The organism is Catelliglobosispora koreensis DSM 44566 (assembly GCF_000379685.1).
GTDB classification, from domain to species: domain Bacteria; phylum Actinomycetota; class Actinomycetes; order Mycobacteriales; family Micromonosporaceae; genus Catelliglobosispora; species Catelliglobosispora koreensis.
The window spans coordinates 502052-525915 of the sequence record NZ_KB903261.1; the positions used below are offsets into that span (position 1 = coordinate 502052).

At 63.4% G+C, this 23864-nt stretch carries 23 protein-coding genes; 11 read left to right on the forward strand and 12 right to left on the reverse strand.

Translation table 11 applies throughout. The features are described from left to right. Nucleotides 1-238: 238 nt before the first annotated feature. The 3 genes from leuA to A3E1_RS0121790 all read right to left on the reverse strand — a co-directional run bounded on the left by leuA (nucleotide 239) and on the right by A3E1_RS0121790 (nucleotide 4053). Complete coding sequence (leuA, locus tag A3E1_RS0121780) at nucleotides 239-1867, reverse strand: 2-isopropylmalate synthase (protein ID WP_026208698.1); 1629 nt, start codon at nucleotides 1865-1867, stop codon at nucleotides 239-241. A gap of 140 nt (nucleotides 1868-2007) precedes the next feature. Further along, entirely contained in the window at nucleotides 2008-3258 is a 1251-nt protein-coding gene (locus tag A3E1_RS0121785) for an MFS transporter (protein WP_020522917.1), read from the reverse strand. A gap of 6 nt (nucleotides 3259-3264) precedes the next feature. Next, a complete protein-coding gene (locus A3E1_RS0121790) occupies nucleotides 3265-4053 on the reverse strand; it encodes a hypothetical protein (protein WP_020522918.1) in 789 nt (262 codons plus the stop codon). Nucleotides 4054-4196: 143 nt separating this feature from the next. On the opposite strand from A3E1_RS0121790, the gene A3E1_RS0121795 reads away from it, so the two are divergent. Next, nucleotides 4197-5462 carry an aspartate kinase gene (locus A3E1_RS0121795; protein ID WP_020522919.1) on the forward strand — a complete coding sequence of 422 codons (1266 nt, stop codon included), beginning with the start codon at nucleotides 4197-4199 and terminating at the stop codon, nucleotides 5460-5462. Nucleotides 5463-5468: 6 nt separating this feature from the next. Beyond that, on the forward strand, nucleotides 5469-6527 hold the full coding sequence (locus A3E1_RS0121800; RefSeq protein ID WP_020522920.1) for an aspartate-semialdehyde dehydrogenase: 1059 nt from the start codon (nucleotides 5469-5471) through the stop codon (nucleotides 6525-6527). A 134-nt stretch (nucleotides 6528-6661) separates the two neighbouring features. Here the strand turns inward: A3E1_RS0121800 and A3E1_RS0121805 are convergent, their stop codons facing one another. Further along, nucleotides 6662-8074, reverse strand: a complete 1413-nt coding sequence (locus tag A3E1_RS0121805; protein ID WP_051105096.1) for a sensor domain-containing diguanylate cyclase — start codon at nucleotides 8072-8074, stop codon at nucleotides 6662-6664. 47 nt (nucleotides 8075-8121) lie between these two features. Beyond that, nucleotides 8122-9489: a DUF6923 family protein gene (locus tag A3E1_RS0121810; RefSeq protein ID WP_026208701.1), complete on the reverse strand. Its 1368-nt coding sequence runs from the start codon at nucleotides 9487-9489 to the stop codon at nucleotides 8122-8124. A 53-nt stretch (nucleotides 9490-9542) separates the two neighbouring features. Between A3E1_RS0121810 and A3E1_RS0121815 the strand changes: the two genes are divergently transcribed. Then, nucleotides 9543-10340 carry a bestrophin-like domain gene (locus tag A3E1_RS0121815; protein WP_020522922.1) on the forward strand — a complete coding sequence of 266 codons (798 nt, stop codon included), beginning with the start codon at nucleotides 9543-9545 and terminating at the stop codon, nucleotides 10338-10340. Nucleotides 10341-10359: 19 nt separating this feature from the next. Continuing rightward, nucleotides 10360-11004 (forward strand): DUF402 domain-containing protein, encoded by a 645-nt coding sequence (locus tag A3E1_RS0121820; RefSeq protein WP_020522923.1) that lies wholly within the window; start codon nucleotides 10360-10362, stop codon nucleotides 11002-11004. On the opposite strand, the gene A3E1_RS44960 is transcribed toward A3E1_RS0121820, so the two are convergent. After that, nucleotides 10969-11595, reverse strand: coding sequence for a DUF402 domain-containing protein (locus A3E1_RS44960; RefSeq protein ID WP_020522924.1), 627 nt, complete (start codon nucleotides 11593-11595; stop codon nucleotides 10969-10971). The two genes, A3E1_RS0121820 and A3E1_RS44960, sit on opposite strands and share 36 nt — an antisense overlap. Nucleotides 11596-11641: 46 nt before the next feature. On the opposite strand from A3E1_RS44960, the gene A3E1_RS0121830 reads away from it, so the two are divergent. Both A3E1_RS0121830 and A3E1_RS0121835 read left to right on the forward strand, forming a co-directional pair. Then, nucleotides 11642-12487: an RNA polymerase sigma-70 factor gene (locus tag A3E1_RS0121830; protein ID WP_051105098.1), complete on the forward strand. Its 846-nt coding sequence runs from the start codon at nucleotides 11642-11644 to the stop codon at nucleotides 12485-12487. 49 nt (nucleotides 12488-12536) lie between these two features. Then, a complete protein-coding gene (locus A3E1_RS0121835) occupies nucleotides 12537-13661 on the forward strand; it encodes an NAD(P)/FAD-dependent oxidoreductase (protein WP_020522926.1) in 1125 nt (374 codons plus the stop codon). A gap of 57 nt (nucleotides 13662-13718) precedes the next feature. On the opposite strand, the gene A3E1_RS41405 is transcribed toward A3E1_RS0121835, so the two are convergent. The 4 genes from A3E1_RS41405 to A3E1_RS0121855 form a co-directional block, all read right to left on the reverse strand. After that, on the reverse strand, nucleotides 13719-14957 hold the full coding sequence (locus A3E1_RS41405) for a S8 family peptidase (protein WP_020522927.1): 1239 nt from the start codon (nucleotides 14955-14957) through the stop codon (nucleotides 13719-13721). Between the two features lie 107 nt (nucleotides 14958-15064). After that, on the reverse strand, nucleotides 15065-16273 hold the full coding sequence (locus tag A3E1_RS44965) for a tetratricopeptide repeat protein (RefSeq protein ID WP_169454432.1): 1209 nt from the start codon (nucleotides 16271-16273) through the stop codon (nucleotides 15065-15067). 101 nt (nucleotides 16274-16374) lie between these two features. Beyond that, nucleotides 16375-17187: a CPBP family intramembrane glutamic endopeptidase gene (locus A3E1_RS0121850; protein ID WP_040391480.1), complete on the reverse strand. Its 813-nt coding sequence runs from the start codon at nucleotides 17185-17187 to the stop codon at nucleotides 16375-16377. A gap of 37 nt (nucleotides 17188-17224) precedes the next feature. Beyond that, nucleotides 17225-17815, reverse strand: coding sequence for a DinB family protein (locus A3E1_RS0121855; protein ID WP_026208703.1), 591 nt, complete (start codon nucleotides 17813-17815; stop codon nucleotides 17225-17227). A gap of 1169 nt (nucleotides 17816-18984) precedes the next feature. Between A3E1_RS0121855 and A3E1_RS0121860 the strand changes: the two genes are divergently transcribed. From A3E1_RS0121860 to A3E1_RS41415, 4 genes are all read left to right on the forward strand, one after another. After that, on the forward strand, nucleotides 18985-19539 hold the full coding sequence (locus A3E1_RS0121860) for a hypothetical protein (protein ID WP_157631658.1): 555 nt from the start codon (nucleotides 18985-18987) through the stop codon (nucleotides 19537-19539). Between the two features lie 88 nt (nucleotides 19540-19627). Beyond that, nucleotides 19628-20092, forward strand: coding sequence for a hypothetical protein (locus tag A3E1_RS0121865; RefSeq protein WP_020522931.1), 465 nt, complete (start codon nucleotides 19628-19630; stop codon nucleotides 20090-20092). A 369-nt stretch (nucleotides 20093-20461) separates the two neighbouring features. After that, entirely contained in the window at nucleotides 20462-20686 is a 225-nt protein-coding gene (locus tag A3E1_RS0121870) for a hypothetical protein (RefSeq protein WP_020522932.1), read from the forward strand. Beyond that, nucleotides 20683-21030 carry a type II toxin-antitoxin system PemK/MazF family toxin gene (locus tag A3E1_RS41415; RefSeq protein ID WP_020522933.1) on the forward strand — a complete coding sequence of 116 codons (348 nt, stop codon included), beginning with the start codon at nucleotides 20683-20685 and terminating at the stop codon, nucleotides 21028-21030. The genes A3E1_RS0121870 and A3E1_RS41415 overlap by 4 nt, the downstream gene beginning before the upstream one ends. Nucleotides 21031-21170: 140 nt before the next feature. Here the strand turns inward: A3E1_RS41415 and A3E1_RS0121880 are convergent, their stop codons facing one another. Then, nucleotides 21171-22286: a hypothetical protein gene (locus A3E1_RS0121880; RefSeq protein ID WP_020522934.1), complete on the reverse strand. Its 1116-nt coding sequence runs from the start codon at nucleotides 22284-22286 to the stop codon at nucleotides 21171-21173. 452 nt (nucleotides 22287-22738) lie between these two features. Continuing rightward, on the reverse strand, nucleotides 22739-23098 hold the full coding sequence (locus tag A3E1_RS0121885) for a GntR family transcriptional regulator (protein WP_083929571.1): 360 nt from the start codon (nucleotides 23096-23098) through the stop codon (nucleotides 22739-22741). Between the two features lie 171 nt (nucleotides 23099-23269). Between A3E1_RS0121885 and A3E1_RS0121890 the strand changes: the two genes are divergently transcribed. Then, complete coding sequence (locus tag A3E1_RS0121890) at nucleotides 23270-23785, forward strand: hypothetical protein (protein WP_020522936.1); 516 nt, start codon at nucleotides 23270-23272, stop codon at nucleotides 23783-23785. The last annotated feature ends 79 nt before the right edge of the window (nucleotides 23786-23864 follow it).

Genomic DNA, 23864 nt, shown 5'->3' on the forward strand with positions numbered 1-23864 from the left:
TCCGCGCGTCCCGGGCCCGCGATGCCGTCGGTGCCCGATCTTCATCCCGCGGCTCCGCCACCGGTCCAAGAACGCTGGGGAGGCGGGGCAGGCGAAAGGGAGTCGATGGTGGGCGGGCGCGCAAGGGAAGCGGAAGCAGTGCGGCCAGTCAAGCGGGAGGAAGGAACACGGAAGTTGGGCAAGGAAATGGCCGCCGCCAGGTGAGCGAATACCTGGCGGCGGCCGGAGGAAACAAGGACTAGCCGCGGGCGACCGCGGAGGCTACTGCTTTGAGTGAGGCGGTGACGATGTTGGCGTCGATGCCTACGCCCCAGCGGACTTCGCCGTCCACTTCGCACTCGACATAGGCGGCTGCCTGGGCGTCGCCACCGGAGGTCAGGGCGTGCTCGGCGTAGTCGAGGACGCGCACGGAACGGCCCAGAGCGTGGGTGTAGGCGTCGATCGGACCGTTACCTACGCCTCGCGAGCCAGCGATAACGATCTCCACCTTGCCGTCCGAAGTGGACAGTTCGTAAGGTGGCAGCACTGAAGACAGGTATTCAGCGGAGAAGATGTCCCACATCTGCGTCGGGGTGACTTCGCCACCTTCACCATCGGTGTGACGCTGGATGACGCCCGAGAACTCGATCTGCAGACGGCGCGGCAGGTCGAGGTGGTGTTCGGACTTCATGATGTAGGCCACGCCGCCCTTGCCGGACTGCGAGTTGACGCGGATGACGGCTTCGTAGGACCGGCCAACGTCCTTCGGGTCGATCGGCAGGTAAGGCACACCCCAGAACGGCCCGCGCTTGGCCAGGGCGTCAAAGCCCTTCTTGATGGCGTCCTGGTGTGAGCCGGAGAACGACGTGTAGACCAGGTCGCCCGCGTAAGCGTGCCGCTCGTGGACGGGCAGCTGGTTGCAGTACTCGACGGTCCGTTTGATTTCGTCGATGTCGGAGAAATCGATCATCGGGTCGATGCCCTGGCTGAACATATTCAAGCCCAGGGTTACCAGGTCGACGTTTCCGGTCCGTTCACCGTTGCCGAACAAGCAGCCCTCAACACGGTCAGCGCCTGCCAGGATTCCCAGTTCAGCGGCGGCAACGCCGGTGCCACGGTCGTTGTGCGGGTGCAGCGACAGGATGATGGAGTCGCGGCGGGGCAGGTTGCGGTGCATCCACTCGATCGAGTCGGCGTAAACGTTGGGGGAAGCCATCTCGACCGTGGCGGGCAAGTTGATGATCAGCGGCCAGTCGGGGCGGGGGTCGATGACCTCGATGACGGCCGAGCAGACTTCCAGCGCGTACTCCAATTCCGTGCCCGTGTACGACTCCGGCGAGTACTCGTATCGGATGTCAGTGTCTGGGGTGTGGATCGAGGCGTACTTCTGGCACAGTCGGGCCCCGTCGGTGGCGATGGCGGTGATGCCGTCCTTGTCGAGCCCGAAGACGACCTCGCGCTGCAGCACGGAAGTCGAGTTGTAGAAGTGAACGATGGCCGACTTAGCGCCACGCAGGGATTCAAACGTGCGGTCGATCAGGTGTTCGCGGCACTGGACCAACACCTGGATCGTCACGTCAGATGGGATCAGGTCTTCTTCGATGAGCTGCCGGACGAACGCGAAGTCAGTCTCTGACGCGGCGGGGAATCCGATTTCGATCTCCTTGTATCCCATACGCACCAGCAGCTCGAACATGCGGCGCTTGCGCTCGGGGGACATGGGGTCGATCAGGGCTTGGTTGCCATCGCGCAGGTCTACGGCACACCACTGGGGTGCCTTCTCGACGCGCTTGGACGGCCACGTGCGGTCAACCAGTTCAACACTGAACGGGTACGGCTCGTATCGATGAAAAGGCATTTTGCTTGGTCGCTGGGCTGCAGCGCTCATGGGTTAATGCTCCACTCCTGGGAGGTCCTGACAAACATGACCAGCACCACATCCCGCAGCGAGAGGCTGGTCGACGGCTAGGTCAGGCCTCGCTGCGGCATGGAAGGAGGAGCACCACGCACCACATGATGGATCTCACCCTACGCCGCGACCGCCGGAACGGGATCATTTGCCCGGACTGTGGGACGCGTGCGCTCAGCCCAGTCGACGGCGGCACCGCCGGCCAGGCCGACGGCGACGAAGATGAGCGCGATGGCGAACCAGCCCCAGCCGCCCGTGGTGACGGCGAGCGCGATGAGCGCGGCGGGGGCGATCATGTGCTGGCCGGAGCCGAACATGCGGGCGACACCCATGTATTCGCCCTTGCGGTCGTGCGGTGCCAACTCGGCCATCAGCGTCCACTGGGCGGCGGACTGCCACAGTTCGGCCATGGTGACCAGGATCGTCGCGAGCACGAGAAGCGCGATCGTGGCCCACCCACTGGTGAGCCCCGAGAAGTAGAAAATGGGGCAGCACAGGGCACCCACCCAGGCCGCGTAACGAAGGACCCGGCGGGCGCCCGGAATCGTGTGCGACCCACGGGTCATCGCGACCTGAAGCGTCGTGGCCATGATCGTGTTGACCCAGGTGAGCACGGCGAGCATCCACTTGGGAGCGTCGGTGTGCACGACGAGCCACAGCGGGACGACCTCAAGCGAGATGGTCCCGTGGATGAGCAGCACGGCGACCAGTGAGTGGACGGTCAGATAGGGGCGGTCTTTGAACACGACACGCTTAGCGTGAACGACTCGCGGGTGGTGCTCCAACGGTGATCGCGGCAGCCGCGAGATCATCACGACGTTGATCAGCATCACCGCGACGTTGACGTAAACCATGGCGTGATAAGCCCACGGCTTGTCCACAGCCAAGGCGAACCCAGCGGCGCCCGTGCCCAGGCCCCAGCCCACGTTGAGCCAAGAGCGGTTGAAAGCTTGCGTGACCACGCGAATTTCGGGCTCAAGGCTCTCGACGAGATAAACGTTGCGGCCAGTCGTGGCAAAGCTCTGCGCCAACTCCAGCCCGATCAGGAGCAGCGTGAAAAGCCAGAACCCCCGCACCGCCGGATAGAGCGCGAACAGTAGAGCACAGATGAAAACGCCTGTGTACCAAACACTTCGTGAGCGAAAACGATCAGCGAGCGCACCGATCGGCACCGCGCTGACCATGGCGACGCCGGCCGCGACGGACAGTCCGACACCGATTTCCCACGGTTTCAGGTGCACCATCTTGAGGAAGTAGACCGCGCTTCCGGTCGTGAAGGCGCCCCGGCCGATGCCGAAGAGCAGGCTCTGGATCGCGAGTTTTCTGGGTAGTCCAGCCGGGGGAATCAGATTTTCGCGAATCCTGCTCACAAACGATCAAGGTACAGGAGTTGAACTCGCCGTTGGGGCCGGTGCGGCTAGTGGCAATGGTGCTCCAGGGACGACAGGTCCGGGCAACGTGACCGTCGGCGGGGGCGGTCCGGGCTGCCCGGCGAGCACGAGCGTCCCGATGCTCAGGCGAGCCGCCGTGAGCGTGCCGTCCTTTTCGTAGCAATAGATTCCGGCATCGAGCGGCATCGGCAGCGCGACCGCCGACGACTCGATCGCGTAGCATTCGCCCGCGGCTCCGGGCAGCGGCTGGGCGATGCTGACCGCGATCGCCTGCTGCCGGTCGAGCATGACGGCCAGCCAGTCCGTGATCAGGTGACTGATCTTCGGGTCGGACGTGCCGGGGAGCTGTCCGTCTACCTTCACGCAATTGCCTGGCAGCGCGCACTGATAGAGCGCGTTCTGGTGGAACACGATCGCGATGTCGATCGTGCCGCCGTGCGCCGACTTGGGAATATCGACGCGCCAAGAGCCATCGGTGGCCCGGGTGATCGCGACTGTCCGATCTGGACGGTCCTTCGTCTTAAGAACATAAAACGCCACCTGGCGCAGATCTTTGGCCGCCGCCGCGCGGGCCGCCAGCTTCGACCTTGGTTGCGTCGCTTCAGCTGGTACGCCTTGAGCACTCGCACTGGGTGCCGGGGTCGCTGCGGGAACGGGGTCGGATCCGCAGGCTGATAACGCGAGTAAGGCCGCCGAGAGCGGAGCGATCAAAAGGCGCACGTGGAACATTCTCGCGGTTGTGGCCGACAGCGGAACGTTGGTGGCGCGTGTCACACCGCGATTTCTTCCGGTCACGATGGTGTTAACCGCGCAAGGGTGGGCTCAACCAGTACCGGCTGGTTGAGGATCTTCTGTGGATGCTCATAGCGTGAGATTGACACGGAGAGTGCCCACGCAGTCGCCGCTAAGCTGTCTGCGTGGCTCTGGTGGTGCAGAAATATGGTGGCTCGTCGGTCGCTGATGCTGAGCGCATTAAGCGCGTGGCGGAGCGGATTGTGGCGACGCGCAAGGCGGGCAATGAGGTCTGTGTTGTCGTGTCGGCTATGGGTGACACGACGGATGAGCTGATTGACCTCGCTCACCAGGTGAGCCCGCTGCCGCCGGGACGTGAGTTCGACATGCTGCTGACGGCTGGTGAGCGCATTTCGATGGCCCTGCTGGCGATGGCGATCCACAACCTCGGTTATGAGGCCCGTTCCTATACGGGTTCCCAGGCTGGTGTGATCACCACGTCGTCGCACGGCCGGGCGCGGATCATCGACGTGACGCCGGGACGTCTGCGCGGTGCCCTCGATGAGGGCGCGATCGCGATCGTGGCGGGTTTCCAGGGCGTCGCTCAGGACACGAAGGACATCACGACGCTGGGCCGTGGCGGCTCGGACACGACGGCAGTGGCTCTAGCGGCTGCGCTGAAGGCCGACGTCTGCGAGATATACACTGACGTCGATGGTGTTTTTAGCGCCGACCCGCGTATCGTGCCTAACGCCCGTCGCATTGACCAGATCACCTATGAAGAGATGCTCGAACTGGCCGCTTGCGGGGCGAAAATCCTGCACTTGCGCAGTGTTGAATACGCCCGCCGGTTCAGCGTTCCCATTCACGTTCGCTCGTCTTACTCAGATAAACCAGGCACGATCGTGTCCGGATCGATGGAGGATCTTCCCGTGGAGCAAGCCCTGATCAGCGGTGTGGCGCATGACCGCAGCGAAGCGAAGATCACGATCCTGTCCGTCCCGGACGAGCCGGGTGAAGCGGCGGCGATCTTCCGTGCCGTGGCTGACGCTGAGATCAACATCGACATGATCGTCCAAAACGTTTCGACTGAGGCATCGGGACGTACCGATATCTCCTTCACTCTTCCGAAGGACGACGGACCGGCCGCTATGGCTGCCCTTCAGAAGATCCAGGAACAGGTCGGTTTCAAGGGTCTGCTCTACGATGACCACATCGGCAAGGTTTCCCTGGTCGGCGCCGGTATGCGGTCGCACCCGGGCGTCACCGCGACCTTCTGTGAGGCCCTGGCCCGCGCGGGCGTGAACATCGAGATCATCTCGACCTCGGAGATCCGGATTTCAGTAGTTTGCCGTGACACAGACCTGGATAAGGCTGTCCACGCCCTGCATGATGCTTTTGACCTGGGTAGCTCCGAAGAGGCCGTTGTCTACGCCGGGACCGGAAGGTGATCTGAGATGTCCAAGCTGCCTACCCTTGCCGTCGTCGGGGCGACCGGTGCTGTTGGCACCGTCATGCTCGACATCCTGTCCAACCGCGCCAACGTGTGGGGAGAGATCCGGCTGATCGCCTCAGCGCGTTCGGCTGGCCGTCGTCTCGTCGTGCGCGGAGAAGAAGTAGAAGTCATCGCCCTGTCGCCGGAAGCGTTCGACGGTGTGGACGTCGCGATGATGGACGTGCCCGATGAGGTTTCCGCCGAGTGGGCGCCGATCGCCGCGGCCCGTGGCGCGATCGTCATCGACAAGTCAGGCACGTTCCGGATGGACCCTGACGTTCCGCTCGTGGTTCCGGAGATCAACCCGGAGCAGGTGCGTAACCGTCCCAAGGGCATCATCGCCAACGCCAACTGCACGACTCTGGCCATGATCGTCGCCATCGCTCCACTGCACCGTGAATACGGGCTCAAGGAGCTGGTGCTCGCCTCGTACCAGGCTGCGTCAGGCGCTGGCGTGGCCGGGCCAGAGACTTTGTATGACCAGATCGTCAAGGTCGCAGGGGACCGTCAGCTCGGCTCGCGCACCGGTAACGTGCGGCACGCGGTGGGCGATGACCTCGGCCCGTTCCCCGCACCCCTCGTCTTCAACGTCGTCCCCTGGGCGGGCTCTTTGAAGCAAGACGGGTGGTCAAGCGAGGAACTCAAGATGCGCAACGAATCGCGCAAGATCCTTGGCTTGCCCGACTTGAAGGTCTCCGCGACCTGTGTGCGCGTGCCCGTGATCACGGGACACTCGATCGCTGTGCACGCCGTCTTCGGGTCCGAGGTGGATGCCGCTGAGGCACGCAATGTGCTTGAGGGCGCTCCTGGTGTGATCGTGGTCGACGACCCGGCCGCGGGCGAGTTCCCGATGCCGATCGACGCCGTGGGCACCGATCCGTCCTGGGTTGGCCGCATCCGGCGTTCCGTGGATGACCCGCGGGCCCTGGACTTCTTCGTGACCGGCGACAACCTGCGCAAGGGAGCGGCCCTGAACGCCGCTCAGATCGCCGAGCTGCTCGCTGTAGAACTGTCCAAGTAGGACCCTTCCGCCTTCTCCCTTTCGTGTTCCACATCCGCTGAGACGTGATCAACTCGCCTGTTGATCACGTCTGGCAGGCTGTGGATCACGTCTTGGGCTGTGGATCACGATGAAGCGGCAAGCACGCCAATCGCTTATTGCGCGACTTGGACGGCGTCGCGACCGGACGCCTTCGCACGATAGAGCGCGCGGTCGGCTCGGTGTAACGCTTGTACCGGCGTCTCTCCAGCCTTCTGCACGGCGACGCCAGCGCTGATCGTGCGGCCTGTGCCGCGGGCGGCCTCAACGAGCCGTTCCGCTAGGGCGATCGCGGTTTCCAGCGACGGCACCTCAATGACCGCCACGAACTCGTCGCCACCGATGCGGAACAGCTCATCTCCTTGGCGCAGCGCCTTTTGCAGTGCCTGAGCGACCTGAACGAGCACCCGGTCACCTTCAGCATGGCCGAGGGTGTCGTTGATGAGCTTGAACTCGTCGATGTCGATCGCGAGCAGCGCTGTCCGGCCGGGCTCGGAGCGGGCGAGGCGGGTGTTGAAGGGTCCGCTGTGGCGCAGTCCCGTGAGCGGGTCAGAGGTGGCTTGGTGATGCAGCAAACGCAACGTCGCCAGCTTCTCCAGGCACGTCGTCGCTTGTGCGGCAAGGAGTTCGAGCAAGTTGACGGTGCCGAGGTCCGGCACGGTTGTGCCTTCGTCGAGCGCGACCAGGGCGCCCTGTCCCAGCGGGACGGCGATCATCGTGCGCACGCCTGCTTCGGTGAGTGCCTCGAAACCCTGGGCGTTAAGCCGGGCCGGGTCGCCGAGTGAGTAAGACGCGCCATAACGGCCAGCGCGGTCGACGAGGCTAGCCAGCTGATCGAGTGGTGCTGACGCGAGCCGGGCGATCAGGGGGCGGTCGCGCTCCTCCGGCGAACTGGCCGCTAACTCGATGCCTGTGCCGGGTTCCAAGGGCCGCAACAACACCGCGGCGGCAAGGCCAGTCACTTCGCGAGCCGCGCGGCATACCCGCACCAGGACATCAGCGTCGGTCTCTGCTTCGGTGAGGGCGAGAGAGTGCCGCAGCAATTGCTCGCCGCGGGTTTCCGCAGGCGGGCCGCCGAGTTCCATGACCCGGGCTCCGAGTTGCGCGCCAACATTGGCGAGAACCGCCCGCCACGCGTCGGTATCGACCTGCTTGGTCCACTCCACGTTGAGCGTGCCGATCGGCTGAGCGGTGTTGTCCAAGATCGGAACGCAGATCTCGGTCACCACATCGGCGCCCAGCCTGATGAAGTCTGGATCTTCCGTGACGTCGGAAAGCACCACGGGCTGGCCGGTCGCGTAAACCCGGCCCACGATGCCGCGCCCGAGCGGAACCGAGGAAAACACCTGCCAGGACCCACTAGCCGCGACACAGCGAAGGTGATCCTGAACGTGCAGCAAAGCCGCGATCATCGCGCTGCCGTCGTCGCCTCGGGTTAGTGCCGCCACCGTCGCCTGGCACGCCTCAATAGCGCTGTGGCTTTGCCGCAGCGTTCGCGCTACATCGGCGGCGATGTGACTTAGGGGCACGGGGTGTAGATCTTTCGACGGGGTGGTCAGCGGCCAGCTTACTCGCCTTACCTGCTGTTCCGGTTCGCTCCGATAAATCCGAGCAGGCCGCCAAGGCCAAGAACGATAGCGCCCACAGCCACCCAGCGCCGAGTCTTGGACCGGTCCGGCAAGGCCGCGGGCTCAAGGACGCGGTGTGCCGTACGCGGTACGAAAGGCGCCCCAGTCGCCGGCTGCCGTGCTGGAGTCTGCCGGGCTGGCGGCACCACAGCGGCCGGAGCGACCGCCTGAGGCCGCACCACGGGCACCTGCGCGAGAGGGGGCACTGGGGCGGGATTAGCCGCTTGAGTCACGACAGGTTCCACCGCCGGCGCACACAGGTCCCGCCCCGGCCGGCGCGCGGCAGGCGGTGCTGCGAAAGCGGCGGTCCCGGCAGCGGCGCCTGGTCGGCGCGCGGTAGGTGGTGTAGCGAACGCGGCGGGGGCCGATGCGGCAGGTGGTCCGGGCGAGACGGCGGAAGCGGAGGGCGGGGCAGTTGAGGCGGGAGGGCAGGAAGGCCAGGGAGGAGCGGGGTTGGAAGGCGGCGCGGGGGAGGCGGGTGGCTCCGAAGTGGACGGAGACGGTGCGGGTGAAGGTGGCGTCGATGGAGACGGAGAGGGGGACGGGGATGGCGGCGTGTAAGCGGGGCATGAGGCGCCATCGGAGCTGGCCGTGTCCGAGCCGAGCAAGGCGACGGGAACCGCTGGTGTGGAAGGGTTTCCGGGATCGAGCCGGAAGATCTGTCCCGTGGCGTTGTGCAGCGCGTGGAGCTGTCCGTTCAGGAGCCAGGCCGCGCCGTAGGACGAACCTTCCGGCAGGCCGCCTGGTTCGGCTAACACGCTCACGGCACCGGACACCGGGTTGACGCTCACGAGCTCCGCGCGCCCAACGGTGGACAGGCCTAGCAGCGAACCGCGCCAATAAGCCCAGTCGCCGATATCGATAGGTGACGCTAACGCGGCGGTGCGCACGACAGCGCGGGCCGTCAGCGAGACGGTGTAAACCACCTGATCCTGCAAGAGGTACCAGTGATCGCCGGAGATCGCACCGCTATAGGCGGCCGCGAAATTGTCAGCTGGCGCCCCGGCTATCGGCCCGAGATCGGCAAAAGCGCCGTCGTGACCGATCCGGATTGCCCGGGCAGGGGAGCGGGCGATCGCGTAGAGACTGCTTCCGGCGGCCGCGAGCGCGTTGACGCTCGTGCCAGGCAGGAACGTGATCTGTGTCATATCGAGCGTCGTCTGGTCGAACCGCAGGAGCCGCAGCCCGGCCGTCGTGTCCTGAACAATGAAGGCGCCAGGGGCACAACCCGGGTCCGCGTTCGTGCCTCCGCCCAGTCCCGTGGCCACGGCCATGGCGGTCAGCACCAGGGCGACTACCAGGCGGGCACGCTTCACCTGGTACCCAACGGAGTTTCGTCACCTAGCGTGACGGTATCCGTTCATAGTGTGTGGTCTTCTGGGGCATAGTCATTTGCGTCGTCGTTGGGGCGGTGGCGGCTGGCTTGAGCCTGGTCGTCAACAAGATCTTTCCGGACGAGAACAGGGCCGATGACACCGAGGCGATTGGCTTCATTTTCTGTGTCGTGGGCGTCCTCTACGCCATTGTGCTGGCGTTCGTGCTCATCGATGTGTGGACGAAGTTCACCGCGGCGGGCGACGCGGCGTCCGCTGAAGCGACCGCGCTCATCGAGGAATACCGCTACGCCGAGACGCTGCCGGACGCACAGCGCTTCCAGATTCAGCGTTTGGCGCGCGACTACGCGACGCACGTGATCGGCGTGGAGTGGCAGCGGATGGACCGTCGCGAAGGCGTTGGCCTGGAGGGATACGGGATTCTCGACGAACTGCGGGCGGCGGTGCAAAACAGCCGTCCCGAAGCGAGTGGTCCGCAGGACAACGTGGTCACGGAAGAAGCTGGGCCAAGTGCCTGGAGCTATGCGGTCAGCCAAGGGGACGTGCTGGCGCAGGCACGTGACGTGCGGATCGCCGCGGCCCGCGAAGGCATCCCCTCCGTGGTGTGGTTCGTCCTCATTGGAGGGTTGATCCTGTCGGTCGGCCAGGCTTTCGTCTTCAAAGTCGGTGGAATCGTCACCCAGCTCGTTTTGACCGTGGGACTGACCGTCATGACCACGTTGATCCTGTGGTCCGTTTTCCAGCTCGAATACCCGTTCAGCCGCCAGCTCAACGTGGAACCAGACGCCTTTGAATTCGCAGTGGCCCGCTTCGCTCAGCTATCCGGCGGTTGAGCCACTTACACTTTGGGACGTGGTCGAACCAGGTCGCTTCCTCGTGCACCGGGGCTTTGTGGATGAGCGCCTGGTCTTCGCACGCCTCGGACGAGTAGTTGGGCACGATGAGCGCGGCATTCGCCTGTGGTTCGCCCACGGGACGCCACTGGCGGTCTCGCTGTCCGAGGACGGAGAGGGCATTCGCGACATGCCCTTCAAGGAGTGGACACAGCGCCGTCAAGTGCTCGTGACCAAGAAGTGGCGCGGGCCCAACATTTTCATGTTCATTCCGCCCGACAGAGCCCATTCAGTGTGGTGGTTCTGGGGACCTGACGGTGAATTCGTCGGCTGGTACATCAACCTCGAAGAACCGTCGGTGCTCTGGGAAAACGGTGCCCTGGTGGGGGTCGACACGACGGATCAGGACCTCGATTTGTGGGTCCATCCCGACCGCACCTGGGAGTGGAAAGACGAAGATGAATTCGAGGAAAGACTTCAATTTCCCGACCATTATTGGGTACGCGATGCGGCCGCCGTGCGCGCCGAAGGCGAGCACATGACGAAAGTCGTTGAGTCAGGCGCGTTCCCGTTCGACGGCACGTGGACAGACTTTCGCCCGGACCCGTCGTGGGAGATCCCGGGTGAGCTACCGGCCGGGTGGGACCGGCCCCGTGCTCGCTAGCCGCGGCATCTGCGTCCAGTCCTCGGCGAACGGCCCGAGCCGGTGGTGCACCATCTCCAGCACCTGCTCACGGCTGAGCGCGATGTTGTCTTGCCACTCCTGCGGCACAAGTCCTAAGTGGATGGCCTCGGCATACTCGTCCTCATCCTTCCAGACATAGCTGAAGTCGGGTTTGACGACGAGATCGAGGTGCAGATCGCAGGTGTCGATGCCGTGTTCCGTGCGCACGAACGGGAGCTGGAAGTTCACGTACCAGTGGATGAACTCGCCGCTGTCCGTCCACATGGGATCGATGGCGAAATAGCGGTCCGCGTAGAGGATCGCCACGCGGGTCGTCCACTGCCAGGTCCACTCGTCCACGGTCCAATCACGACGCTGGAACGCGTAGTGCAGCTCGGACCGGGCCTCGGCGTCGTTGTCGGTGATCGCCTTTATCCAGAGGCTGGGGGCGTGTCCCTGAGCTCCCGGAGTGAGCAGTACTCGAATCTCGTCGCCATAGTCAGCGATGACCTGCTGTGGAAAAGCGGTGGAAAGGCGTCCTTCGAACACATCACGGACAAGAACTGTTTGGCCAGGCACGAATGACGGCATGACAGTGGATCTTAGCCCCGGTAGGCTTCGGCTGGTGACCGCTTCCATGGTGTTCGAAGACCACCGGGGCTTGCTCAAGGCGGTGGCCTACCGCGTGCTCGGGCGCTACAACGACGCCGAAGACGTGGTGCAAGACGCCTGGCTGCGGTGGAACGGCACCGATCAGGAGCAGGTCAGCGACCCTGAGGCCTACCTGGTGCGGATCACGACACGGCTCGCCATCGACCGGCTGCGCAGTGCTCAATCGCGACGCGAGACCTACGTCGGGCCGTGGCTTCCAGAACCTGTGCTCACGTCGCCTGACGTCGCCGAGAGCGTCGCGTTATCGGATTCTGTTTCGACGGCCATGCTGCTCGTGCTGGAGTCGCTATCGCCGTTGGAACGGGCCGTCTTCGTGCTTAGGGAAGCATTCGGCTACTCCCACGCCGAAATCGCGACGATCGTCGAGCGCAGTGAGGAGTCCGTGCGGCAGACCGCCATGCGGGCGCGCGAACATGTGAGCGCGCAGCGCAGGCGTTACGACACCGACCTGGCGACGCGGCGCGCTGCGGCGCAAGCCTTCATGGCCGCCTGTGCCGGGGGAGACGTCAAGGGACTCATGGACATCCTGGCTCCCGGGGTCACGCTGGTGTCGGACGGCGGTGGGCTCGCGCCAGCGCCCCGCAAAGAGATCCAGGGCATGGAACTCGTGGCCAAGGCGTTCATCACGTTCGCCGGGCGGATGCCAGAAGACCCGCGGACCGCGGTTGTGGATATCAATGGCGGGCCAGGACTGGTCGTCTACTCCGGCGAGACACCCGTCGTCGGCGTCACGTTCCATCTGGTCGACGGCGCGATCGAGACGATCCACCTCATCAGCAACCCGGAGAAGCTGGCCGGGCTCGCTTTGTGACGCCAGTCACAGCAGCTCACGTTCCGTTGCGGCGTCTCGTCCTGGGGGCATGACACACATCATCGTGCTAGGCGCCGGATACACCGGCATGATCGCGGCACTGGGTGCGGCTCGCCGCACCCGGCACCAGGACGTCAAGGTCACCATCGTCAATCCGTCCGCATACTTCACCGAGCGGCTGCGGCTGCACCAAGTCGCTGCGGGGCAAGAACTTCAGCGGCATGAGATTCGCGCGCTGGTGTCTGGTACCAACATTGGATTTGTGCAGGGCAAGGCATCGCGGATCGACGCCGCAGCGCGGACCGTGACCGTCGATGGCCAGGTTATGGCTTATGACCGGCTGATCTTCGCGATCGGCAGTGTGGCTGACACGTCGCTGGTGCCCGGCGCGACCGAGAACGCTTACACCTTGGGCGATCCGCGGCTGACCGAGCACCTGAAGACCGCGAGCGGAACGTTCGTTGTCTGCGGCTCTGGGCTGACCGGGCTGGAGGCCGCGACCGAGATCGCTGAGGCTTACCCCGCCCTGCATGTGGTCCTCGTTGGCAGCCAGGAGCCGGGCAACATGATGGGCCCCAAGGCACGGGCGCACATGAACGCGGCGCTGGACCGGCTGGGCGTGGACGTTCGCCTCGGCCGGATCGCAAGGGTTACCGCAGACGCGGTCGAACTCGCGGACGGAAGTGCCATCGCGTGCGACGGGGTTCTGTGGACCGCAGGGGTGAAGGTTCCGCCGCTGGCGGCCGAGGCCGGCCTGGACGTCGATCGCGCGGGCCGGATCATCACCGACGCGTTTCTGCGCTCGGCGTCGCATCCATCGATATACGCGGTGGGCGATGCCGCGGCGGTGAAGCAGCGCTACGGCGTCATGCACGGCACGTGCCAGGGCGGGATTCCGATGGGAGCCCACGCGGGCGCGACAGTCGCCCGCGACCTTGCCGGAAAAGCCTTGCGCCCGTTCCGTTTCGGCTACATGCACCAGCCGGTGAGCCTGGGGCGGCGGGACGCGGTCATCCAGTTCACGCATCCCGATGACACCCCGCGTCGCTGGTGCCTGCGGGGCAAGTGGGCTATCCGCTACAAGGAGGCCGTGAGTTCGAGTCCTATCACGACATTCCGACTGGGCACGCGGATCGCGCTGCGGGCATCGTTCCTAGCCTCGCCGCTTTCGTGAGCCAGCGTGAATAAGGGCCGCACCCTTAGTGAGGATGCGGCCCTTAACGTGCCGTCACTACACGGGGATCATGCCCATGAAGAGCAGCAGGTTCGGCGACAGTGGCCCAGGATTGATGACCACGTTCGGGGTCGCGTTGGCGGCGATAGCCGTCGCCACCTGATCGGCGTTGTCCGCCGGGAACTTGTGCCGCCACATCGCCGCCGTGCCAGCCGCGTGTGGTGAGGCCATGGACGTGCCGCTAATGGAGGCATAGGCGTTGTTCGCGGTGTGCCAAGCGGAGTAGATCGGCTCACCCGGGGCGAACACGTCAACGCACGCGCCATAGTTGGAGAACGGCGACCGGTTGTCGTTGATGCGGGTCGAGCCAACCGTTGTCGCCCTTGGCACGCGGGCCGGTGAGAACAGGCAAGCGTCCGCGTTGGAATTGCCAGCGGCCACGGAATAGTGCACGTTGCCAGCGATCGAGTTGGTGACCGCGGTGTCCATCGGGGCGAAGGCGCCGCCACCAAGACTCATGTTCGCGACACTGCGCTGCGCGGGGTTGATGGACTGAGCGAACGTCACGTAGTTCACGCCAGCGATAACGATCGCGGCCGTGGTCGAGCCAGAGCACTGGAACACGCGAACACTGATAATGCGCACGCCTTTGGCGACGCCAACGGTCGCCCCGCCAATGGTTCCGGCCACGTGCGTGCCATGGCCCTGGCCACATGGTGCGCAACCCATGCCCCACGGGTCGAAGCCGCAGAAGGCACGTCCGCCAAACTCGTTATGGGTCAACAGAATTCCGGTGTCGATAACGTAGGCCGCGACAGAGTTGCCCAGGTTCGGGTAGTGATACTTAGCGTCCAGCGGCAGCGACCGCTCATCGATGCGGTCCAGCCCCCAAGACGGCGGGTTCAACTGCACGCCCAGGGCTTGCGTGGTGTAAACCTGGTCCTGCGCGACGTAGGCCACGCGGCCATCGCGGGAGATCTCCAGCGCCTGGTCGGCTGACGCTTCGATCGCGAACCCTTGCAGTGCACTGGTGTAAACCCACGTCTTCTTGCTGTTTGTCTTGGCGGCCAGCTCATCGGCGATGCGGGGCGTCTCGCCCGGCGGCGTGTTGTCATGCAGGACAACGATGTAGCTGTTGGGCACGGCCGCCGCGGTGCCTGCGTACTTAATGACACCAGGAGCACCGGCGACCGGTTCCGGCGGAGCGGAGACCGCCGTTGACACGCCGGTCAGTCCACCCGCGACGGTGGCGATGACGGCGACTAAAGCGAGCTTAAGGGACGGTATGGCAATCACGTTATCCTCCTCAATGGAGTTGATACATCGGAATGTATCCAAGTGATTACCGTGAATATATGCTCGTCTTGTGACATGAAAGTGAGCCGCTGGGCACTCACGAAAATCTAGAGTGAGGCAACCCACGCCGCTGACAACGTCGTCGTTGGATGATCGGGCCCGAGCACCCTCGTGGCGTCCGCCAGGATCTCGCGAAACAGCCGCAGGGCCTCGGATTTCCTCCCATCTGTCGCCATGTTGGCCGCGATCTGCTGCCTGGACATGATGGTGGCGATGTGGTCAGGCCCTAGAACCCTGTGGCGATCAGCCAGTAAACCGTTGGCCAGCCGGAGGCCTTCGCGTTTGCTTTGTGTCTCCCCGACGTAGTGAGCGATTTGGTGACGGCACATCAAAGTGTCCGGATGATCGGGTCCCAGGACGCGATTGCAATCAGGCAGAATCTCGCGGTACAAACGCAGGGCTTCGGTGTTGGCGCCCATCACACCGAAGCAGTAGGCGATGTACTGACGGCAGTCCAAAGTATCCGGGTGGTCGGCTCCGAGGACCCGGAAACGATCGGCCAGAAGCTCTCGCTGCAGGCGCAGTGCTTCGGTGTGTTCACCCAACTCCGCATGGGCGAAGCCGATCTCCTGGCGGCTCGCCAGAGTGTCCCGGTGATCCGGCCCCAGCAGGCGAAGCCGGTCGGCAAGGATGTCCTGGTGCAGGTTCAGTGCTTGGCTGTGATTACCCAATCCAGCGGTGCTGCACGCCAATTCCGCACGGCTTGTCAACGTATCAGGATGATCGGGCCCCAGCATGCGGAGTCGTTCTGCCAAGACTTCCTGTTGCAGGCGTAGCGCTTCGGCGTACTTTCCCGCTTCCCTGGTTCGCTTTGCCCGCTCGAATCGATCGAGGATCTCTTGAGTAGTCGGCGCCTGAGCCGGCATGGGGCTCGGGGATTGGAGAAGCTCCAGCAGGCGGCTGACAAAAGCTTGGCTTGGCATGGCGTCGGTAGCGACGTTGTCGTACTGGAGATTGGCTAGCGTGAAAAACCGTTCGCCCTTAAGCAGAAGCGGCAGGATCGGCCGGTTTCGATGCTGAGCCTGATCGATCTCACGGTTGACCCAGTCGGACCGCTCGGCGTCGGGCGTCATGATGACGATGAACGCGGCACAGGCGTTGATCTGATCGCGAATGACGTGAGCCCAGCGGTGTCCAGAGATAATCTCCTTGTCGTACCAGACCGGAACGCCCGCCTCGGCAAGGAAAGAGCCGAGCCGCTCGACGTAGGCGCTGGCTTCGGCATGGCTGTAGCTAATGAACACATGACCACTCACGTGGATGAGGGTATCGAGAGCCGTCATGCTCCAATAGGGACCTTGTGGCCAGGTAGGGGGCACCTTCCTTGGTGGAAGATGCCCCCTACCCCACTTAAGCGTTACGGCGTCACGCCCAGGATGATGGCGATGGTGCCGATCGTGGCCATGAGCAGAGCCGTTCCGGGGTGCATGCCGATCGAGATCCGGATGTCGTGCTTGCGCCACACCAGCCAGACCGCCGGGAACAAGAAGACAATCTTTGACAGCACCGTCCACGGGGCCCAGAAGTGGTACACCGAGAACAGCACCGTGTTGAGCACGGGTGCGCCCCAGCGCAGGTGCGAGATGCGGGGAAGCAGGAATCCGCGGAAGTAATACTCTTCGATGAGGGGAAGGCTGAATCCGGTCAGCGGCAAGCAGATCAGCATGGTGATGACGAGTTGCTTGTACGAGTACCCGTCGATGTAGGTGGTGGCGCTGCCACCCGCGCCCTCAAACGGAATCCAGGTAAAGAAGTTGTCGAAGATGAAGTTGTCCAAGGGGACGAGCGCGAGCGACACCACCGTCATCCACACGATGAGCCCAGCGATGAGGGCGATCATCTTCCCGCGTGAGATGGGTTTGTCGCGGTAGTCCGCTACTGAGCGCAGCGTGTAGCGGCCCGTGCGCTGGCGGCCAAGCCACAGCAGACCGAACATGAGTGGCGCGAGCACGATCACCAGAGCGATCGCCCAGGCAAGGAAGATCGGATAGTTGATCGCCTTGACGAACGGCTCGGCGAGGAACAGGTAGGCGGCGACGATCAGAGCGCCAGGCACCAAGTGCAGCGCGATTGTCAGCGGAAGTGAGTGGCGCTCGGCCAGCAGCAACTCGACGATGCGGTTCGGCCGGGCCAGTTTCGTTGCGGCGGTGGGGGTCAGCGTCTTGTCCATGTCGCCAAGAATCGGCTGACCGCCTGTCACGGTCCTGTCATGCGACTGACGCGGCACTAGCCTCCTGTGCGTAGCGCTCCACCAGATCTCGGTGAGCTGCCCATACCGCCGGATTCGACGCCGGGACATTGCTGGTGCCAGGCAGAAGGCCGACCGAGCCGTCGATCAGCTCGCGGATGATGTCGGCGTGACCGGCGTGACGCTGGGTCTCCGCGGTCATGTGGACCAGAATCTGGTGCAGCGTCACCTCACCGCCCTCACCCCACCACGGCACCTGACCGACCGCGTCCAGCGGCAGCGCTTCAATCGTCGCGTCAGCGTGCGCCCAAGCCTGGCGATACAGCCCGACGATGGACTCACGTGACTCTGTTGGCAGCACCCACGCCTCCCACGACTGACCGTCTTCTGGCCACTGCGGGGTGACAGCACTGGGACGGCCAAACGTCTCGCCAAAGTAACCAAACTCGCCGCGCGCCAAGTGTTTGATCAGCCCCAGCAGGTTCGTGCCGGTCGGGGTCAGGGGACGGCGGACGTCGTACTCAGACAACCCGTCGAGCTTCCACACCATCGCACGGCGCGCCCCTTGCAGGTAGTCGAGCAGATCTGCCTTGGGGCTGGAGATCGTCATGGCGCAGATCGTGCCAGCATCGGCCGCTGTGCGGAAATGGCGAAGGGCCACAACCTAAGCAGGTTGTGGCCCTTCGGCTGGTCGGGGTAGCCGGATTTGAACCGACGGCCTCTTCGTCCCGAAGGCTGCTAAACATGAAGGTCACTCACGTTAGCCAAGATCCTGCTGTTCGGGTGTTGTCAACGGTTGCTAATCGCTGCCCGATGGGATCAACACCTTTGCTGACTTCCTGCTGACTTCGTGGACTCGAACGCATACCCCCGCTGGGTATGGAGACTTTCCTCGGCTGCGGGCGGTCCGGGCTAAGGGATGAGATGCCCCGCCCCCGGATGTCTACGTGCTCGGCGTGTGTCCCGGGCCTCGCGCTCACCCTTGATCGGCCTCTACCAGCATTTGTCCCCGGGACGCGAAGACAGCGGGGACAAATGGCCGCCCAGAAGAGCGGCTGAACCATTAGCTAATGTTTCAGCGCTTTTGATCTGTGACTCTCCCCCCGGTTGGTCGTACAAGGGCCAAAACTGTCGTGGCCAGCATTTTGGCCCAGTGCAGGCTGGTCCTCGTGGCGGTAGGGGAGATGGCCCCCGCGCCGGTAGATCGCTTCTCGATCGCCTACCGGCGGGCTGCGGCCGTCTGTGGCTAGCCGGGCCACAGCCCCGCTAAGCGGGGGGCCATATCAGAACGAACGGGGATGATCCACGCGAGAGACCCTAACTCGGACGCACGGATAGGGCAGATCTTGGCTCAGCGTGGCTCTCAGCGGGCCGGAGTTTCTGCGACCGAAGGTCGCTCAGCAGCGAGCCGCCAAAGGCGGCCAATCATGCTCCTGGGTTCCGTGCTGAGCTGGCAGGCACAACTCTCTCGGACCCGAGCCTAAGAATCGGGCGCGAGGGTCTTAAAAGCCAATCGGTTGCACCCGTTATCTTTTCGTTACCGATTACTTTCCGCCATATTGCCCGTGTTCGTATGTGTCCTACCAGCACGTTCAAATATTTGGCTTGGTGACTCTCCGAGATAACGCGCGATACGCGGCATCTCAAGAACCGCAAAGGGTCTGCGCAACTCCAGGTTCACCGATATCGTCTGGCTTCCTGAACGTTCATGGAAGTGGCTGCGGCTCTCGCGAAGCCGCAGCCTTGTGTTACCACGCAACGATCTCGGAAGGACGGTTCGTGGAAAACAGCAGAATGATACCCCTTGGGGTGACCCGGAAGCTCGGCCGAGCAATGGTCAGCCTCGCGATCGCGCTAACGGCAGTCGTGGTCGTTGCCAATCCGGCGAGCGCAGACCCGGTGAAGCCTATGGCTTGCCCGCCGGAGGAGTCCTACGACAACATCAGCTACGTGTCCGATGTCCATTACCGGATTGGGCCTGGCTACCAGGACTACAACGGCACGTCAAACAACGCCACCATCACGCTAACCGCGACAGTTGGTGGAACCGCTGGAGTTTCGTACACCGGAAGTATCTCCGCAAAGGTCAGCGTCATCGTCGCGGAGATCAATGTCCAAACAAGCATGACCGTGCACGCGTCCCTAACGGCCAGCGTTACTAACTCAATCCAGCTAATCGCCCGTCCGCACACGTCGGTCTATGGCGACTACGGCGTCTGGCGCAAGAAGACGACCGGTCTCTATTCGATCTTCTACCAATCGTGCAACTCGAACTCCGCATGGATCACTTCGTGGGCTCCGGCACGCGTGGGCTGGAACACCTGGGGCGGATAACCCCAACTTGCTCGAAACGTGCTGCCCGTCCAATCTGGCGGGCAGCACGTCCATAATCGCCATACAGCCCTAAGTGGAGGAACACCTGATGGACATTAAGAGATCCGCCGCAGTATCGCCTGTCCTGACGGCGCTGCTTTCCTTGGCGCTGGTGGGTGTTGCGGCATGCACGCCCACACCGAAAAACGATGCAATGCCAACACCGACGATGCAGCCCACCACGTCAAAGCCGTACACAAAGCCGGCCCCATCGATCGCCCCGTTGCCAGAGGCCGACCCAAGGCGTAAGACGCTTGGCGTCGTCGAGGCGAAAACAGGCTCGGGCAATGCCGGAGTATTCATGGTGGAGCCAGGGGATCTATGGCTCATCAGCGACTGCTACGGCGGAGCCATGACGATATATGTCGACCCGGGTGTGGAATTGCCACTCCAGTGCGCCACCGATTCCGTCACGCCGACCGGAAGTAAGGTCGCCTACTCGGTCTCAAAGCAAGTCAGCGTGCGCGTGGTGGCCACAGAGGGCGTCCACTGGAATCTTCGCATCGAGCAGTGAAAGCTGCGACTCCCGGCGTTTTCGCGGCCGTAGGCCGCTCAGGAGTGAGCCGCCGAAGGCGGCCATTCTTGCTCTTTGGGTGTCCGTGCCGGTGATGGCAGAAGGCCAGGATGACCCCAGCACGGACCCGTGTGAGGTTACAAAACCCTTGGCACACAACGCAATCGAACATGCTGAGTCGTTTGTGAACTGTGGGTAGCGGCAACGGGTGCTAGCGCTAGCACCACCGCTAGCGGGCCAAATCGACCTGCCACCAGCCAGTTAGCAGCTAGCACCACTTGGGCAGCCGCGGCAAGGATGAGTCCCCGCCGGTCACGAGATGCCCCCCGTCTTCTAGCGCTAACCCGAGCAATCCTGCATACTTCATGTATGCAGACGTCGATTCGGGTAGACCAGACCAGCCGAGACGCCCTCGCCAAGATTGCCAACGACGAGATGGGAGGCGTGAGCATGGATGACGCGCTCAAGGTGCTGCTGTTCGAGCACGCCTCGCTAGCCGCGATCGCCGCCCTGGAAGCCGACCCAGCCGCGCTGGCGGAATACCGTGCGGAAGCCCGTGAGTGGGCGGAGCTGGACACGCAGGTTAGCGAGTGAGCCCAGCCGCCCAGCTCGCACCTTGGCAAGTGTGGTGGGTCGAGTTCGACCCACAGGTAGGAAGAGAGCAGGCGGGCCGCAGACCCGGCATCATCGTCGGAAGCGCGCTGGCCTGCTCGCTGCCTAATGGCCTGGCCCTGCTCATTCCGTGCACCAGCACAAACAGGAATCTCCCTTGGCAGCCACCGATCACATTGGACGGACGCGACGGCTATGCCATGTGTGACCAGGTGAAAGCCCTATCAAAAGACCGGCTTGCCAAGCGCCACAAGGCATTAGCCGTTCCTGATCACCAGCGACCAGCTATCGCTTTCGCCGTCCGGCAGATGTTCATCACGGCCTAGACAGAGATCAACGATGATAACTCCCCGTAATCAAAATGCCTTCAGTCGCGCCAGTCGCGCCAGTCGCGCCAAGGTTTTGTGTTGGCGGAACTGTGGCGCGACTGGTGATGCGGTTACGTTCAGTGAAGGCAGGGCCGGATCTAAAGGCCCAGCAATGCGCTAGCTCGCTGGTTGAAGAGTTTCACCTCAGGAACCTCGGCGTACCTGCTGAAACGTCCTTTTAGGTCCGTGACAGCCTCAAGGCATCGAGATGAGTTCACCATCGCAGCCAGTTCGACGACCTGTGCAGCGCGATTCGCTGCGGCTTCAACCTCGCCACGGGTGAGCTGACTCGTCACTAGTGCAGCCTGGCTTAGGGCTCCACGCCTCGCTCGGCGCTGTTGTTGTGCCGCCTCAAGCGATTCCCCCGCGAATCTTTCAATTAGCTCAGGTTGTCCTAGGTCCCGGAAGCAGTGTGCAGCCTCGCCAAAGAAGTAGGCAGGGTCAATGAAGCGTGCCCACTCCGGCTCGTTCTCGGTGACGACCTGGCCGAAGACCTGCTCGGCTTGAGCCACCTTCCGCGATGCTTGCTCTCGCTCCCCAAGGGCTGACAAGGCTCGTGCTTCGAGAATCAGCAGGTCAGCTAGGCATGCGGGTGATTCGCCTGGCTTCATCCCGCGCTGACCAGCGCGTGCGAGGGCAACGGCTTCTTTGGAATGTCCTAGCAGGTTCGACTGATCAGATAGTCCTGCCAGGATGTGAGCACCGAGCGCGCTACTGCCTGCTGCCTCGGCAAGCTTGAGCGCCTGAATGAGGTACCGCTGCGCAAGTCCATGCTGGCCATCGTCATAGGCCATCCAGCCAATGAGGTAAGCCTGCTCGGATGCCGCCTCGTAGAGCGCCAGCTGCACCTGGCGATCGTGCTGGCCGCGAAGCAGCGGCATTACGTGGGTGTTCATGAATTCGACGAGCGTCGTACGGGCGTGCCCTCCGCCGCGCATAACGTCCATCTCCTGGAAGATGCCGAACATGCTGCGGATATTCGCGACCTCGGCTAGACCGACCCGGCGCATTCCGCGCTCTGTAACGGTTGCTTCGAGGCTGGCGATGAGCCAATCGCGGCTTGATGTGGAAAGTGCGGCCAGTGCGAACGGCGCCTGAATGATGCTTCTGCGGTGCACGTCTGCCCTCCCTAGTTCCGCCATCGTTTCGATTGTCGTGGATTCGCGCTCTGGGTAGATCAGTGATCGCTGCGCCAGCGAGTCCTCGTCATGCATGCCGAAGTCGCCTGGCTCGATACGTCGGCTGAGTTTCTCAGATAGAGCCCTTGCTATCAGACCCGGCACAGGGCTCCGTGGCCGCTCGCCACGTTTGACCCAGCGATTCACCGCTGTGTAGTCGTAGCGAAGGTGGATGCCTTGCGCTGCACCAAGTTCGTTAATCCGTCTAGCCAGTCCTGCCCATGAGCAGCCTGTTCGCTCGTCTGCCTCGCGAATCAGTCGCGCAAGACCCTCGTTCGGTTCTCCCACGTCGTTCCCCCAAGTGCCAGCTTGAACGATACGTGGTTCAACTGCTCTTGAGCACCCCCACATGGGCGTCCATCACTTCACATGGGCCGTCACATGGTGCAGAAGCTCGCGCGACGCGGTTTCCTAGTGTTCATGAAGCGAACGCCCCAACGAAGGCCAGTGATTGTCAACTGTCGCAAACAGATTCGCCTAAGTCCCCGCTACCGAGCCTTGCTGCGCTTGGCTTTTCCTTCCAACACAGCGACACGGGCCTCAAGCTCGACGAGCCGTTCTATAACCGCCTCAAGGCTTTCGTCGGTCGGCTCGTCTGCCTCGGTCGTCTGTGTGCCGTCCGATACGAACACACCTCTGCCGCGCCACGAAACGAGCAGGTTCTCAGCTTTCAGCAGCTTAATGGCCTGCCAGATGGTCATCTGAGCCACGCCGTATTCCTCAGCCATCACGCGGACGGATGCGAGGCGATCACCTGGAGCCAGCTTCCCGGAAGTGATCTGACCCCGCAATTCATCTGCAATTTGGACATATGGAGGACGAGGATCGTTCTCTCGAATTCGAGCCATTCGCCAAGGTTAGCAAGGTAGATACCCGTAGTCACCTGCGGAAAAACAGATAACAACAGACCGTACTAGACAGCACTAGAACAGCCTAGTACTGTCTAGAACACAAGCGGCCCCGCCGAGTTCGCAGCTCGACGAGGCCGGAGCACCGGACCCTCTAGGAAAGGAACCACAATGCTCCCTCAGTCTACGGCCACGGTTAAGGCCCCGGTCCTGGTCAGTCCGCCACGTTTCACGGTGGCAGGCATCTGTATCTGGTGCGAGAGGCGTGAATGCGCGTCGGCCCGCTGCATCGAGCTTCACGCCACGTCGGTGTGGGCCGTCTGCCAGGAGTGCGACGGCAAGATGTGGCTCGACGATGACACCCGCTGCTGCACCCTCGGTATCACCCAGCTCGACGCACGCCACGCCGTGCCGACCGTGGCCGAAGCAGTGCCGGTATCTGTCCCGCCCGCGATGCTGACGGTCGCGCTGCCGCGCTGCCTCGGCTGCGGCCACCGGACGGCCACGCCTCACCTGGCCTGCTATGGCGCGATGAATCACAGCGGCTGGTGGCCATGTGACATCTGCTGCGGCCTGCGCATCGACAGCGACGGCATGGAATGCCGCGAATGCTGCGGCGCCGGATTCATCCCCGAGCGAGGCGACAAGACGCTGGCTGAAATGGCCGGTGACGTCACCCCCTGGTGACCGCTGACGGCATCGCGCCGCCACGGCCGTAGGCCATCTGGCGGCGCGGATGCCAAGCGATGACGACAGAACTCCTGAC